Here is a 13,609-nt window from a genome sequence, read left to right on the forward strand (position 1 = left end):
CCCACGTCAGGGTCAGGTCTTCTTGCGGAACTTGGCGACCGCGAGCGGCGCAGTGACCAGAGTGATCGCCGCCGACCAGCCGAGCGTCATCCACACGGAGTGGGCGACCGGGCCGCCGTTGATCAGGTTCCGGGCCGCGTCCGCCAGATTGGACAGCGGGTTGTAGTCGGTGAAGGTCTGCAGCCAGCCGGGCATCGTGGTCGGCGGGGCGAAGATCGACGAGCCGAACTGCAGAGGCATCAGCACCATCATGGCCACTCCCTGGACGGCCTGGGCCGTCTTCATGGTGAGACCGAGCAGAATGAAGATCCACATCAGCGAGGCGCCGAAGACCATGGAGAGGCTGACCGCGGCGAGGAGTTCGAGCACCGAGGTGTGGATCTGCAGGCCGAGCAGGAAACCCATGGAGAGCAGGATGGTCGTGGCGATCAGCATCCTGCCGACCTCGACCACGATCTTCGCGATGAGGACCGAGGAGCGGGCGATCGGCATGGACCGGAAGCGGTCCATCACGCCCTTCTTGAAGTCGTCGTTGACGCCGGTGCCGACAGCCATGGCGATGTTCATGCCCATCATCGCCATCATGCCGGGGACCACGTAGTTGACGTACTCCTGCTGGTTGCCCTTGCCGGAGATCGCGCCGCCGAAGACGTAGACGAACAACAGGATGAAGATGACCGGCATCAGCACGGCGTCGAACATCGACTCCGGGTCCTGCTTGATCTGGAGGGCGTTGCGGCGCACCAGCGCGCCGATGTGCCGCACATTGCCCCGCAGGCCGATCCGGCCCTCGCCCGCCGACGCGTTCTTGACCGGGGCGGGCGCGGGAGCGGGCGACTGAGCGGTGGTGGCAGTAGCCGTACTCATGCGGCGACCTCCTCGGGAATCGTGTCGGACACGGGCGTCTTCTCGCCCGTGATGGCCAGGAACACCTCGTCCAGGCTGGGCAGATGGGTTCCGATGTGTGCGATGCCGAAACCGTGCGTGCCCAACAGGCCCACGACCGCAGTCAGTTGTGCATCGCTCAGGATCGGTACGTACAGCAGACCCTCGTCGGGGACGACTGTCGCACCGGCGATCCCGTCGAGACCGGACTCGCCGAGCGCGCGGGCCATGGCGGACAGCTGCGCCGGATCGCTGGGCCGGATCTGCAGGGTGCGGCCGCCGACCTTCGCCTTGAGCTCGTCGACGCGGCCGTTGGCGATGACCCGCCCGCGGTCGATGACCGTGAGCTCGCTCGCCAGCTGCTCGGCCTCTTCCATGTACTGGGTGGTGAGCAGGACGGTCGCCCCCTCCGCGACCATCCGCTGCACCTCGTCCCAGACCTCGTTGCGAGTCCTCGGGTCGAGGCCGGTCGTCGGCTCGTCGAGATAGAGCACGGACGGGCTGCCGATCATCGAGGCGGCCAGGTCGAGCCGCCGCCGCATACCGCCGGAGTACTGCATCGCCGGCCGCTTCGCCGCGTCGGTGAGCGAGAACCGCTCCAGCATCTCGTCGGCGCGGCGGCGGGCGTCCTTGCGGGGGAGATCGAGCAGCCGCCCGATCATGTAGAGGTTCTCCCAGCCGGAGAGCTTCTCGTCGACCGAGGCGTACTGGCCGGTGAGTCCGATGGTGCGGCGCAGCTGCCGCGGCTGCTTCACCACGTCGTAGCCCGCGACGACGGCATGGCCGGCGTCCGGAGTGATGAGGGTGGACAGGCAGCGGACGAGAGTGGTCTTGCCGGCGCCGTTGGGACCGAGGACACCGAGGACGGTGCCCTCGCGGACATCGAGGTCCACCCCGTCCAGCGCCTTGGTGTCGCCGTAATGCTTGACGAGGCCTCGTACCTCGACGGCGTTCTTGTCGATTCGCGTCATGCCGTCCACGATGACGGGCGCCACCGACAAGCCGCCGACAGGCTGCCGACAAGCGGGCGACGTCCCGCCGACAGCCAGGGCCTAGCAGGTCAGGAGCCCGCCGGCTTGGCGTAGTCGACGAAACCGGCCCAGTCGAGCAGGACGACGCGCTCGTCGCCGACCACCCAGGCGTCGTGGCCGGGCCGGACGTCGAAGAGGTCGCCGGGGCCTATCTCGTCGGTCTCGCCGTCGTTCATGACGACCTTCATCCGGCCGCTGAGGACATAGCCCACATGGTGCGACTGGCAGCTGTCGGTGCCGACGATGGGCTTGATGTGCTTGGACCACTGCCAGCCCGGCTCGTACACGGCCCGGCCGACCGGCGGACCGCCTTCAGTGGTGACGAGGTCGAGCTTCCCGGTTCCCTCCGCGAAGGGACGGGTCTCTTCCGGGGAGTCGAAGGTCTTGCGCACGATTCCGGCCATGACGACAGCCTCCCGGCGGGTGATGCAAGCAAGCCCCGAGTCCACGTTCAAGGCTACGCGCGGGGGCCCCTGGAGGCCTTCCGGGACTTCGGGCCCCACGGCGGACGACAGCCCGCCGATGGGGGATGTCGGCGGGCTGTCGGTGGTGCCGGAGATGGCTCAGTGGAAGGTGTGCTCCTCCTGCGGGAACGCTCCGCCGACCACATCGTCGGCGAAGGCCTTCGCGGCGTCGCCGAGCGTCTCGCGGAGGTTGGCGTACTGCTTGGTGAAGCGCGGCACCTTGCCGCCCGTCAAGCCCGCCATGTCGGTCCAGACGAGCACCTGGGCGTCCGTGTCGGCGCCCGCGCCGATGCCGATGGTCGGGATGTGCAGGCTGCGGGTGACCTCGGCGGCCAGCTCGGCCGGTACGAGTTCCAGGACGACCGCGAAGGCGCCGGCGTCCTGTGCCGCCTTGGCGTCACGCAGCAGCCGGTGCGCATCCTCGTTGCCGCGGCCCTGCACCCGGTAGCCCATGGTGTTGACGGACTGCGGGGTCAGGCCCAGATGCGACATGACCGGGATACCGGCCTGCACCAGAAGCTCCGTCTGGCCCAGCGAGCGCTCGCCGCCCTCCAGCTTGACCGCGCTGACGCCCGCGTCCTTGACCAGCCGGGTGGCGTTGCGCAGAGCCTGGACAGGGCCTTCCTGGTACGAGCCGAAGGGGAGGTCGCCGACGACCAGGGCACGCCTGGTGCCCCGTACGACCGCGGCGGAGAGCATGGTCATCTCGTCCATCGTGACCGGCACGGTGGTGTCGTAACCGAGGTGACAGTTGCCCATGGAGTCGCCGACGAGAATGACCGGGATGCCGGCCTCGTCGAAGACCGACGCGGTCATCGCGTCGTAAGCGGTGAGCATCGGCCACTTCTCGCCGCGCTCCTTGGCGGTGGCGATGTCGTGGACCGTGATGCGGCGAGTGCCCTTGCCGCCGTACAGCGCCTTGCTGCTGTCGGTGGGCTTCTGGGCAGCCTGAAGCGTCATGGCTAACGGCTCCTTCGTCATCTCGAGGCGCCCTGACGGCGTCCCCGGACCGCCTCCATGGTGGCACCTCGTGCCGCCCGCGCGGAAGGGGATCCGTCACGTTCTCCTGGTTTTCGATACGAGACGGTGTCGTATCGAAATTGAGTTACGCTGCCCCCATGACGACCCCGTCCGGCAGACCCGCCCCGCCGCGGATTCCCGAAGCCGTGCACCGCCGCAGGTGGGCGATCCTCACGGTCCTGATGTTCAGCCTGATCATCGTCGTGCTGGACAACTCCATCCTGAATGTGGCGGTCAAGACGATCGCCAGCCCACCGCCGCACGGCCTCGGTGCCACCCAGAGCGAGCTCGAATGGGCGATGAACTCCTACACGCTCGTCCTCGCCGGGATGCTGTTCACCGCCGGCTTGGTGGGCGACCGTATTGGCCGCAAGAAGGTCCTGCTCTTCGGCACCTTCCTCTTCGGCTTCGGCTCGGCACTTGCCGCGCTGTCCGGCTCACCCGCCGAGCTCGTCGCCTACCGGGCGCTGATGGGCTTCGGCGCCGCCTTTGTGATGCCTGCCACGCTCGCCGTGCTGGTGCACGTCTTCGAGCGTGACGAGCAGCCCAAGGCCATGGGGATCTGGGCGGGCAGCGTCGGCGTTGCGATCGCCGTCGGCCCGGTCACCGGCGGACTGCTCCTCGACCACTTCTGGTGGGGCTCGATCTTCCTGATCAACGTGCCCGTCGTCATCATCGCCCTGGTCTGCGTCGCACTCCTGGTGCCGGACTCCAAGGACCCGAACCCCGGCGGGCTCGACCCCCTCGGCGTCGTGCTGTCGATCGTCGGCATGCTGCTGCTGGTGTACGGGATCATCCACGCCGGCGAGCTGGGCGACTTCACCGCCCGGTCCGTGGTGGGCCCGGTGGTCCTGGGGCTCGCCGTGCTCGTCTGCTTCGTCCTCCACGAGAAGCGCAGCAGGCATCCGGCCCTCGACATGGGGTACTTCAAGAAGCCCGCCTTCTCCGCAGCCGTCGCCGCGGTCGCGCTCGTCTTCTTCGCCCTCATGGGCCTGACCTTCTTCTCCGCGTTCTATCTGCAGAGCGTGCGCGGCTACAGCGCACTGCGGGCCGGGCTCCTGATCCTGCCGATGGCCGCGGCGCAGATGGTCTTCGCGCCGCGGGCCCGGCTGGCCGTGGCCCGGTTCGGCACCCGGGCCACCTGTGCGGCGGGCATGCTGCTGATCGCGGCGGGGTTCGGGGCGTTCGCGCTGTTCGGAACCTCGACCCCGGTATGGGCGATCGAGATCGCCTTCCTCGCCCAGGGCGTGGGCATGGCACACGTCTCCACGCCGGTGACCTACCTGGTGGTGCGGCTGCTGCCGCAGGAGAAGGCCGGCTCGGGCAGCGCCGTCAACAACACCTTCCGCCAGATCGGCGGCGCGCTCGGGGTGGCCGTACTCGGCTCACTGCTGGCCACGCACTACCGCAGCGGGATCGAGGAGCACCTCGGCGCGCTGCCCGCCGGGGCACGGTATGCCGCGGGCGAGTCCATCGAGGCCACCCTCTCCGCGGCGGAGAGGCTCGGCCCGGCGGGCAAGGCGCTGATCGGCCCGGCGAACGAGGCCTTCCTCGACGCCATGCATCTGACGTCACTCTGCTCGGCGGCCATCGCCGTCGTCGGTGCCGTGGTGGTCGGGGCGTTCCTGCCCGGCCGACCGGGCGCGGGACCGGAGCGTCAGGACCCCGAACGCGTCCGGGAGACGGCGGCGCGCGACTAGGTCCTGTCCGGTCGATCAGGCCGGATCAGTGAGCGGGGTCTGGCGTGGTGCATCGCAGGCCGGAGGATGGGGGTCCCCCCGCCGAAGGCAGGGGGAGAGCCGACGCGGAGCGTCGGCGACTGACGACAACGCGGCGAGGTGCCGTGCCAGGGCACGCGAGCCCGGCAAGATCGACCGGACAGGACCTGAGCGCCCGGTGTGCGCGAACCCTCCGCCCGGAGCCGACCCGGGCTTCGGGCGGGGGCAGGGAGAATCGGAAGGACAGGCGAGGGCGGCAGCGAACGTGCCTCTGAGGGAGCAGCAGCAGATGGAGCGGCAGCAGATGGTGCGGCAGCAGGCGGAGCAGCGCAAGACCCCAAGGCGAGGGCGGCCCCGCAGCGAGGCGGCCGAGCGGTCCATCGTCGAAGCCGTCGTGCGGCTCCTCGAGGAAGGCGTCCCCATATCCGAGCTGTCCATCGAGCGCATCGCCCGCACCGCCGGGGTCGGCAAGGCCACCATCTACCGCCGCTGGGAAGGCAAGGAAGCCCTCCTTCTCGACGTCGTACGGTCCATGGAACCGGTCGCTCCGCCCCTGCCCGGTACCTCCGTGCGGGACGACCTGGTCGCGCTCGTCGAGATAATGCGTCGGCGCGGTCTCGCCAAGCGGTCCTCCACGCTCCTGCACAACGTCTTCGCTCAGATGCAGAACTATCCCCAATTGTGGGAGCTGTACCACCGCACCGCGGTCGCCCCCCGCCGTGAACTCATGGAAGCCGTCCTGCGCCGCGGCATCGAGAGCGGCGAGATCCGCTCCGACATCGACATCGAACTCCTCGGCGACCTGTTCGTGGGACCGATGCTGGTCCGCACCGTGCTGCGCCCCGAAGGCACACCCGGAGAGGGCGGTGCGGAACGGATCGTGGACGCGGTGCTCCAGGGCGTACGCCCGCCACGCTGAAGCGCCCAGAACCGCCGTCCGGGCCACTGCCCGAAGTGTGCGGGTTCTGTCACAGCGCCCTCACCTGGCCCGATACGAGGAACCCCGTACGTCGTCCTGTCGTCATCGAGGCAGAACGGCCGTCCGGCGACGGCGGCGAAACGCCCGTCATCGCCTAGTGTCGACGGCGAGGTTGGTGTGACGGCAAGGCAGTGAGGAAAGCTCCATGGCGCAGGCGTACAAGACGGAGACCGGTAACGGCAGCCCCCGGAACGGGCGCACCGGAGCCCGGTTCCGGAGCCTGCTCGACGGCTGGCGCGGCGACTCCGGCATCTGGCGGCGCGGCCTCGTGCTCGCCGCACTCGCCGTACTGATCGCGCTGTTGATGATCCTGCACGCGCAAGTCCCCAACCGCATCGGCAACCTGGGCAGTCTGAGCGAGACCTTTTTGCCATGGTTCGCCGTGTTCATCCCGGTGATCCTGGTCGTCGCCGTGGTGCGGCGTTCGGCCACCGCGCTGATCGCCCTGCTGCTGCCCTCGATCGTCTGGCTCAATCTCTTCGGGGGCCTGATCGCCGACAAGTCGGGCGGAACCGGCAATTTGACCGTCGCCACGCACAACGTCAACGCGGGCAACCCCGACCCCGAGGGCACGGCCAAGAAGGTCGCCGCGTCGGGCGCGGACCTGCTCGCGCTGCAGGAACTGCCGGTGGGTCAGGTCACCGCGTACGAACAGGCGCTGGCCGGGACGTACAAGTACCACTCCGTGCAGGGCACGGTGGGGCTGTGGAGCAAGTACCCGATGACCGACACGGCGCCCGTGGACATCCGGCTGGGCTGGACACGCGCGATGCGCTCCACGGTGCGGACGCCCGAGGGCGCGGTCGCGGTGTACGTCGCGCACATGCCGTCGGTACGGGTCAAGCTCAACGCCGGCTTCACCGCGAACCAGCGCGACAACAGCGCGGACGCGCTGGGCGAGGCGATCGCGCATGACCGTACGGGCAAGATCGTGCTGCTCGGTGACCTCAACGGCACGATGAACGACCGCTCGTTGAGGTCCATCACCTCCCAGATGCGCTCCACGCAGGGGGCGGCGGGGGACGGCTTCGGCTTCAGCTGGCCGGCGTCGTTCCCGATGGCGCGGATCGACCAGATCATGGTGAAGGGCGTGGAGCCGGTGTCTTCCTGGACCCTGCCGCAGACGGACAGCGACCATTTGCCGATCGCGGCGCGCATCAGGCTTTGAGCTTTCCCCGGCCCCGCCCCTTCCCGTAACCGGGGGCGCTGCCCCCGGACCCCCGCGCCTCAAACGCCGGCGGGCTGAATGTGGGGCAGGGCCGCACATTCAGCCCGTCCGGCGTTTGAGGACATGCGGCCGAAGGTCGCATACGGGGGTCCAGGGGGCGAAGCCCCTTGGTTACGGGATGGGGGTACCTCCCACGGCCGCCAGGCCGTAGGGGGAGGGCGGGGTGGGGGCAAAGCCCGCCGCAGGCGCGGGGGTCCGGGCAGCCCCCGCGAGGGAGCCGTCGCCAACGCCGGCAGCGACCGGCGAAGGGGGCCTCCCGCGTCATCGCCGCAGGAAGCCCCCGTACCCCGGACCAGCAGGTCAGTGCGTCGTCTCCCGCCAGCGGTTCGTGATCGGCAGCCGCCGGTCCTTGCCGAAGCCCTTCGCCGAGATCTTGGTGCCCGGCGGGTACTGGCGCCGCTTGTACTCCGCCGTGTCCACCATCCGCAGCGTCTTGGCGACCAGCTCCTCCTCGAAACCGGCCGCCACGATCGCGTCCTTGCCCTGGTCCCGGTCGACGTACAGCTCCAGGATCCGGTCCAGTACGTCGTAGTCGGGCAGTGAGTCGGTGTCGACCTGGCCCGGGCGCAGCTCCGCGCTCGGCGGCTTGGTGATCGAGGCCTCGGGGATCGGCGGGACCTGCCCGCGCTCCTCGGCGGCGCGGTTGCGCCACTTCGCGAGCCGGAAGATCGAGGTCTTGTAGACGTCCTTGATCGGCCCGTACGCGCCCACCGAGTCGCCGTAGAGCGTCGAATAGCCCACCGCCAGCTCGGACTTGTTGCCCGGCGCGAGCACGATGTGGCCCTCCTGGTTGGAGACCGCCATCAGCATCGTGCCGCGCAGCCGCGACTGGAGGTTCTCCTCGGCGAGACCGGTCAGGGAGAGCGAGCCCATGTACGCGTCGAACATCGGCTCGATCGGTACGGTGCGGAAGTTGAGCCCGGTGCGGCGCGCCAGCTCGGCCGCGTCGCCCTTGGAGTGGTCCGAGGAGTACTTCGACGGCATCGAGATGCCGTACACGTTCTGAGCGCCGACCGCGTCGCAGGCGATCGCCGCGACCAGCGCGGAGTCGATGCCGCCGGACAGCCCGATCAGCACCGAACGGAAGCCGTTCTTCGCGGCGTACGCGCGCAGTCCCACGACCAGCGCGGAGTACACCTCCTCGTCGTCGTCGAGCCGCTCGGCATAGCCGCCGGTCAGCTCGGCCTCGTAGCCGTCGAGGGGCTCCTCGGAGAGGACGACGCGCTCGATGCGCAGCCCGTCGTCGACCACGCCCGAGGGCGGCTCGGCGGCGGCCGCGGGCAGCTCCAGATCCAGCACGACGCTGCCCTCGGCGAACTGCGGGGCCCGCGCGACGACTTCGCCTGCCGCGTCGACGACGATCGAGTCGCCGTCGAAGACCAGCTCGTCCTGTCCGCCGATCATGGCCAGATAGGCGGTGGTGCAGCCCGCCTCCTGGGCGCGCTTGCGGACCAGCTCCAGGCGGGTGTCGTCCTTGTTCTGCTCGTACGGCGAGGCGTTGATCGAGATCAGCAGCCCGGCCCCGGCGGAACGGGTGGCCGGGACGCGGCCGCCGTCCTGCCAGAGGTCCTCGCAGATCGCGAGCGCCACATCGACCCCGTGCACGCGGGTCACCGGCATGGTGTCGCCCGGCACGAAGTAGCGGAACTCGTCGAAGACGCCGTAGTTGGGCAGATGGTGCTTGGCGAAGGTCAGTACCACCTCGCCGCGGTGCAGCACGGCCCCGGCGTTCTGGGGTGCGCCCGCGGGCTGCCCGTAGCGGGGCTGGGCCCGCTCGGAGCGGTCGAGGTAGCCGAGGACGACCGGCAGCTCGCCGAAGCCCTCCTCGTCGAGGCGCACGGCGAGCGCGCGCAGGGCGGCCCGGGACGCTTCCACGAAGGACGACCGCAGGGCCAGATCCTCGACGGGATAGCCGGTCAGCACCATCTCGGGGAAGGCGACGAGATGCGCCCCCTGCTCGGCGGAGTGCCGGGTCCAGTGCACGATCGCCTCGGCGTTGCCGGCGAGATCGCCGACGGTCGAGTCGATCTGATTCAGAGCGAGGCGTAGTTGAGGCACGCGGCCCAGTGTAATCGTCTTTCTGACGCGATGTCCCGGCGGGGAGATGTGGGACGCCCCACGTACCGGGCCCGAGCGGCGCCCCACGTGCGGCTCCGTGGGGCGCCCCGGGTGCTACTTCCGGTACCCGAGGACCGTCATCATCCCCGACTCCGAGTGGTAGACGTTGTGGCAGTGGGTCATCCACAGGCCCGGGTTGTCGGCGTCGAAGTCCACCACCACCGTCCTGTTCGGCAGGAGGCCCGCCGTGTCCTTGCGGGGGCCGCCCGGGACCTTCGCCAGGGCGAAAGTGTGGCCGTGGAGGTGGATCGGGTGCCACATCTTCGTGCTGTTGAAGAAGATCAGCCGGACCCGCTCGCCCGCCCGGACCGGATGGCGCTCGCCCGGGGTGTAGGGCTTGCCGTTGAAGGCCCAGTTGTACTTCGTCATGCTGCCCGTCAGGCGCAGCCGGATCAGGCGGTCCGGCTTCCGCGCGGAAAGGGCGACGGACTCGGCCGCCCTGAGCCGGTTGGGGGTCAGCAGCCTGCCGGACAGCTCCTTGGGACGTACGGAGGCGGTGGGTGCGCTGCCGCTGCCGGTGCGGAGCAGCGCCATCGCGGCCGCCTCCCTGCCCGGTGCGTCCTTGCCCTCCGCGACCGCCGTGAGCGGGAAGACCCCGTCGCCCGCGGTCACCAGCACGTCGTACCGCTCGCCCATGCCCAGGATCAGGGAGTCGGCCTTGGCGTGTTGGACGGGGAAGCCGTCGGTGTGGGTGATCGTCAGCTCATGGCCGCCGAGTGCCACCCGGAACGGGGTGTCCCCGCCGGCGTTGATGATGCGCAGCCGGATCCGGTCGCCCGGCCTGGCCCTGAAGACCGAGGGAGCCTCGGTCGTGCGCCCGTTGACCAGGTAGTACGGATACGCGACATCGCCCGCGTCGCCGGCGAGCAGTTTGCTGGTCGCGCCCATCATCATCCGGGACGGGCTCTTTGCCCTCGCGGTCGGGGACGGCGTGTCCATCGGCATGTCCATCGGCATGTCCGCGCCGGAGTGTCCGGCCATTCCGTGCCTCAGCTCGGCCAGCACCCCCTCGGGCGTGGAGCCGTCGACGCCGTCGACCCAGTCGTCCAGGACGACGACCCACTCCTTGTCGTACGCCAGGGGTTCCCTCGGGTCCTCCACGATCAGCGGGGCGTACAGCCCGCGGTCCTGCTGGACGCCCGAGTGCGGATGGATCCAGTACGTCCCCGGGTCCGCGACCGTGAAGCGGTAGTCGAAGGAGCCGCCCGGCCTGACCGGGTTCTGGGTGAGGCCGGGGACGCCGTCCATGTCATTGCGCAGGGCGATGCCGTGCCAGTGCAGTGAGGTGGACTGCGGCAGATGGTTGGCGAGGGTGAGCGCGAGGGTGTCGCCCGCCGTGACGCGGACCACCTGGCCGGGCAGCTGGTCGCCGTACGCCCAGGAGTTGACCGTGAGCCCGCCGCCGAGGTCCAGCGGGGTGGGCGTGGCCGTCAGCTTCACGGCGCGGACGGGGCCGGAGCCCCGCTTCGCCTCGGCGGCTGCGACCTCGGGGCCGTCGGGGCTGACATAGCCTTTCAGGCTCGCCTCCCCGGTGGCGCCGTGGTTCATCGATCCGTGGTCCGTGCCCGGCGATCCGGAACAGGCGGCCAGAACTCCCGTGCCGGCGGCGGCGATTGCCGCTCCCAGGACGGTGCGGCGGGTGAGGTCTGTGGGGTGAGTGCGCATGACTGAGAGCACCTCGTGGTGTGTGGTGATGCGTGTGGATGGGCGCGTCTGCTGCTTCCGGTACACCGCTCGCAGCGCGGCGGTTTCCGGGCAGCGGGCCCACCTCTAGATCCGCAGCACCGACAGCCTGGCGAGGAGGGTCTTACGGGGAGGCGGGTTGGGCCGCAGGGCGCGGAGTATCCGGGCGTGACAGCCCGCGAGCAGCGCGCCGACGTCGGTGCGCAGCAGTCCGGCGACGAGCAGGACGACCGTGAAGGTGTCCAGCACGGCGAGGCAGACGCTCATCGGATCCATGCCCATGCCGGGCACCGTCGGCCCGGCGTACGGCGGTTGGGCCTCGGCAGGGTCGGCAGGGTCGGCGGCGTGGTGGTGGCCGGGATTCGCCATGGCGACGGGGTTCACGGCGCCCGTCGTGCCGACCTCGTGCGAGGGTGCGGCCACATGCCTCGCCGCGCCCCCGCCGTGATCCGCGACCGGGTGGCCGAGCGTGTGCATCGTGGCGATGCCGAACAGCAGCGCCATGAACAGCAACAGCTGTCCGAACCGCGCGGGCCGACCGATCACCATGGCCCGCAGCTTACCCCCACCCGGTATGTGTCGACGCGGGGCCGCACACGCCCGATGAGCCGCGTTCGGCGCAGGCTTGAAGCGGCGCCCGTAGCCGCCGAAGCCGGGTCGCGGTCAGCCCATGGTGGTCACGACGGAGTGTTCTCCGTGTCATGGCCGGGCGGGGGTGTGCGGTCGACGGTGGTGAGCCATTGGGTGACGACGGCGTCGATGAACTCGTCTGTGACGTCCCGTCGGTCGAAGAAGAGGCGGGACATGACCGGTCCGAAGAGCAGGGTGTATTCGTCGGCGGTGATCTGGCGGCCTGACGGTTCCAGGAGCTTGTTGAGGGCCGCGAGTCGATCGGTTCCGATGCGTGTGAGGGCCTGGGCGCTGTCGGCGTCGTAGTCGGCCTGGGCGGTGACGGCCAGCACCGCGGGGCGGGTGGCCGGGTCGGTCAGGCCCGCCCGAAGGCTGGTCAGCCATGCGGTGGCGACCGTGCGCAGGTCGTCGCCGGGCTCGGGGTAGGCCACGTCGGGGCCTTCCAGGATCAGGTCGAAGAGCAGGGCGGCGCGGGTGGGCCAGTGGCGGTAGAGGGTCTGCCGGGTCACGGAGGCCTGTTCGGCCAGCAGCGCATACGTCAGCCCGGTGGGCCCGACCTCCGGCAGCAGCTCACGGGCCACGGTCAGGATGCGGGCGCGGGTGCGCTGGACCCGGGGGTTGCTGATCGACGGGCGGCGGGCCCAGGGGGGCGTCGGCTCTTCGGGCATGTGCCCATCATTCCACGTAAATCATACGCGACGTGTGATGCGCTCCACTCTCGCAATCATACGCTCTGCGTGATACACAGGAATGGCAATCATACGGACTGGATGAATCAGCTCGTGTGCTGTCTCTATCCCTCAGGGAGTTCCTGATGTCTACAGCGATCAGCTTCTCGGCCTACGGCCCCCCGGACGTGCTCACCGTCTCGCAGGTCGAGACCCCCCAGCCGGGGCCGGGGCAGGTCCGGATCCGGGTGCGGGCCGCCGCCGTCAACCCGATCGACGTGCGGATCCGCGCCGGACTGATGGACGGCTTCTTTCCCGTCCAGTTCCCGATGACCCCGGGATGGGACGTAACCGGCGTCGTCGACTCCGTCGGCGACGGAGCGAGCGCCGCCGTGGGGGACGAGGTCTTCGGGGTCGCCTCCGTCGGCGGCTACAGCGAGCACGCGCTGCTGGACCGGCCGGTGGCCAAGCCCGAGGCACTGTCGTGGGAAACCACAGCCGCACTGGTCACCGTCGGCGAGGCCGCGTTCCGCGCGCTGAAGCACCTCGGTGTCCAGGCGGGCCAGACACTGCTCGTCCACGGTGCCGGCGGCAGCGTCGGCACGATCGCCGTCCAGCTGGCCGCCGCCCAGGGCGTCACTGTTGTCGGCACAGTCGCCGAGGACGACATAGAGCGAGTCACCGCGCTCGGTGCTACGCCGGTCCGCTACGGCGACGGCTGGGTCGAGCGGGTCAAGGCCGCCGCCCCGGGCGGTGTGGACCGCGTCTTCGACGCTTCCGGCGCCGGCGTGCTCGCCGACTCCGTCACCCTCGTCGGGGATGCGGTCCGTGTCATCACCATCGCCGACCCGTCGTTCGCGCAGCACGGGGTGCGTTTCACCGGCATGGACCCGGCCGACCGCTTCCCCGAGTCCCTGCCCGTGCTGGCCGAGCTGGCCGCCTCCGGCGAGCTCACCGTGCCCGTCTGGCGGACCTATCCGCTGGCGGAGGCGGCCCGGGCACACGCCGACGTCGAAGCCCGCCGCAACGGCGGAAAGATCATCCTGCTGCCGTGACCCGGCCGGGCCGGTGAGGAGCGAAGCGCGGGTGCCACGGCCCGACAAGGGCTGCGGTACCTGGGAGTTGTCACTTGGGACGCCGCTCGTCAACGGCACCTCGGTTCGTGGCAGGCTTGCCTCCGGTGCT

General features: G+C 70.1%; 12 protein-coding genes. 4 read left to right on the forward strand and 8 right to left on the reverse strand.

All coding sequences use genetic code 11. The annotated features are described in order from the left end of the window. Positions 1 to 12: 12 nt before the first annotated feature. The 4 genes from OOK40_RS05920 to panB form a co-directional block, all read right to left on the reverse strand. Positions 13 to 867 carry an ABC transporter permease gene (locus OOK40_RS05920; protein WP_266477078.1) on the reverse strand — a complete coding sequence of 285 codons (855 nt, stop codon included), beginning with the start codon at positions 865 to 867 and terminating at the stop codon, positions 13 to 15. Continuing rightward, entirely contained in the window at positions 864 to 1,856 is a 993-nt protein-coding gene (locus OOK40_RS05925; protein ID WP_266477079.1) for an ATP-binding cassette domain-containing protein, read from the reverse strand. Before OOK40_RS05925 ends, OOK40_RS05920 begins: the two co-directional genes overlap by 4 nt. Before the next feature lie 89 nt (positions 1,857 to 1,945). Then, positions 1,946 to 2,320 carry a cupin domain-containing protein gene (locus tag OOK40_RS05930; RefSeq protein ID WP_266477080.1) on the reverse strand — a complete coding sequence of 125 codons (375 nt, stop codon included), beginning with the start codon at positions 2,318 to 2,320 and terminating at the stop codon, positions 1,946 to 1,948. A 159-nt stretch (positions 2,321 to 2,479) separates the two neighbouring features. After that, positions 2,480 to 3,340, reverse strand: a complete 861-nt coding sequence (gene panB, locus OOK40_RS05935; RefSeq protein ID WP_266477081.1) for a 3-methyl-2-oxobutanoate hydroxymethyltransferase — start codon at positions 3,338 to 3,340, stop codon at positions 2,480 to 2,482. A gap of 158 nt (positions 3,341 to 3,498) precedes the next feature. Between panB and OOK40_RS05940 the strand changes: the two genes are divergently transcribed. The 3 genes from OOK40_RS05940 (at position 3,499) to OOK40_RS05950 (ending at position 7,265) form a co-directional block, all read left to right on the forward strand. Further along, positions 3,499 to 5,100, forward strand: a complete 1,602-nt coding sequence (locus OOK40_RS05940) for an MFS transporter (protein ID WP_266477083.1) — start codon at positions 3,499 to 3,501, stop codon at positions 5,098 to 5,100. 322 nt (positions 5,101 to 5,422) lie between these two features. Continuing rightward, complete coding sequence (locus OOK40_RS05945; protein ID WP_266478928.1) at positions 5,423 to 6,037, forward strand: TetR/AcrR family transcriptional regulator; 615 nt, start codon at positions 5,423 to 5,425, stop codon at positions 6,035 to 6,037. 205 nt (positions 6,038 to 6,242) lie between these two features. Then, positions 6,243 to 7,265 (forward strand): endonuclease/exonuclease/phosphatase family protein, encoded by a 1,023-nt coding sequence (locus OOK40_RS05950; protein ID WP_266477084.1) that lies wholly within the window; start codon positions 6,243 to 6,245, stop codon positions 7,263 to 7,265. Positions 7,266 to 7,625: 360 nt separating this feature from the next. On the opposite strand, the gene OOK40_RS05955 is transcribed toward OOK40_RS05950, so the two are convergent. The 4 genes from OOK40_RS05955 to OOK40_RS05970 all read right to left on the reverse strand — a co-directional run bounded on the left by OOK40_RS05955 (position 7,626) and on the right by OOK40_RS05970 (position 12,424). Continuing rightward, positions 7,626 to 9,383 (reverse strand): NAD+ synthase, encoded by a 1,758-nt coding sequence (locus tag OOK40_RS05955; protein WP_266477085.1) that lies wholly within the window; start codon positions 9,381 to 9,383, stop codon positions 7,626 to 7,628. Between the two features lie 114 nt (positions 9,384 to 9,497). Continuing rightward, entirely contained in the window at positions 9,498 to 11,108 is a 1,611-nt protein-coding gene (locus OOK40_RS05960) for a multicopper oxidase family protein (RefSeq protein WP_266477086.1), read from the reverse strand. 105 nt (positions 11,109 to 11,213) lie between these two features. Further along, a complete protein-coding gene (locus tag OOK40_RS05965; protein WP_266477087.1) occupies positions 11,214 to 11,675 on the reverse strand; it encodes a hypothetical protein in 462 nt (153 codons plus the stop codon). Positions 11,676 to 11,803: 128 nt separating this feature from the next. Continuing rightward, the gene (locus OOK40_RS05970) at positions 11,804 to 12,424 is read right to left on the reverse strand and encodes a TetR/AcrR family transcriptional regulator (protein ID WP_266477088.1); all 621 of its coding nucleotides are present in this window, start codon (positions 12,422 to 12,424) and stop codon (positions 11,804 to 11,806) included. A gap of 146 nt (positions 12,425 to 12,570) precedes the next feature. Here OOK40_RS05970 and OOK40_RS05975 point away from each other — a divergent pair, with 146 nt between their 5' ends. After that, positions 12,571 to 13,479: an NADP-dependent oxidoreductase gene (locus OOK40_RS05975; RefSeq protein WP_266477090.1), complete on the forward strand. Its 909-nt coding sequence runs from the start codon at positions 12,571 to 12,573 to the stop codon at positions 13,477 to 13,479. The last annotated feature ends 130 nt before the right edge of the window (positions 13,480 to 13,609 follow it).

The organism is Streptomyces sp. NBC_01481, from assembly GCF_026339995.1.
Lineage (GTDB): Bacteria > Actinomycetota > Actinomycetes > Streptomycetales > Streptomycetaceae > Streptomyces.

What these genes read in the sequence shown, in the direction of transcription:
- panB (WP_266477081.1), bottom strand. Translation starts at nt 3,340, where the DNA reads ATGACGCTTCAGGCTGCCCAGAAGCCCACCGACAGCAGCAAGGCGCTG.
- OOK40_RS05975 (WP_266477090.1), top strand. Translation starts at nt 12,571, where the DNA reads ATGTCTACAGCGATCAGCTTCTCGGCCTACGGCCCCCCGGACGTGCTC.
- OOK40_RS05925 (WP_266477079.1), bottom strand. Translation starts at nt 1,856, where the DNA reads ATGACGCGAATCGACAAGAACGCCGTCGAGGTACGAGGCCTCGTCAAG.
- OOK40_RS05950 (WP_266477084.1), top strand. Translation starts at nt 6,243, where the DNA reads ATGGCGCAGGCGTACAAGACGGAGACCGGTAACGGCAGCCCCCGGAAC.
- OOK40_RS05920 (WP_266477078.1), bottom strand. Translation starts at nt 867, where the DNA reads ATGAGTACGGCTACTGCCACCACCGCTCAGTCGCCCGCTCCCGCGCCC.
- OOK40_RS05970 (WP_266477088.1), bottom strand. Translation starts at nt 12,424, where the DNA reads ATGCCCGAAGAGCCGACGCCCCCCTGGGCCCGCCGCCCGTCGATCAGC.
- OOK40_RS05965 (WP_266477087.1), bottom strand. Translation starts at nt 11,675, where the DNA reads ATGGTGATCGGTCGGCCCGCGCGGTTCGGACAGCTGTTGCTGTTCATG.
- OOK40_RS05940 (WP_266477083.1), top strand. Translation starts at nt 3,499, where the DNA reads ATGACGACCCCGTCCGGCAGACCCGCCCCGCCGCGGATTCCCGAAGCC.
- OOK40_RS05945 (WP_266478928.1), top strand. Translation starts at nt 5,423, where the DNA reads ATGGTGCGGCAGCAGGCGGAGCAGCGCAAGACCCCAAGGCGAGGGCGG.
- OOK40_RS05960 (WP_266477086.1), bottom strand. Translation starts at nt 11,108, where the DNA reads ATGCGCACTCACCCCACAGACCTCACCCGCCGCACCGTCCTGGGAGCG.
- OOK40_RS05930 (WP_266477080.1), bottom strand. Translation starts at nt 2,320, where the DNA reads ATGGCCGGAATCGTGCGCAAGACCTTCGACTCCCCGGAAGAGACCCGT.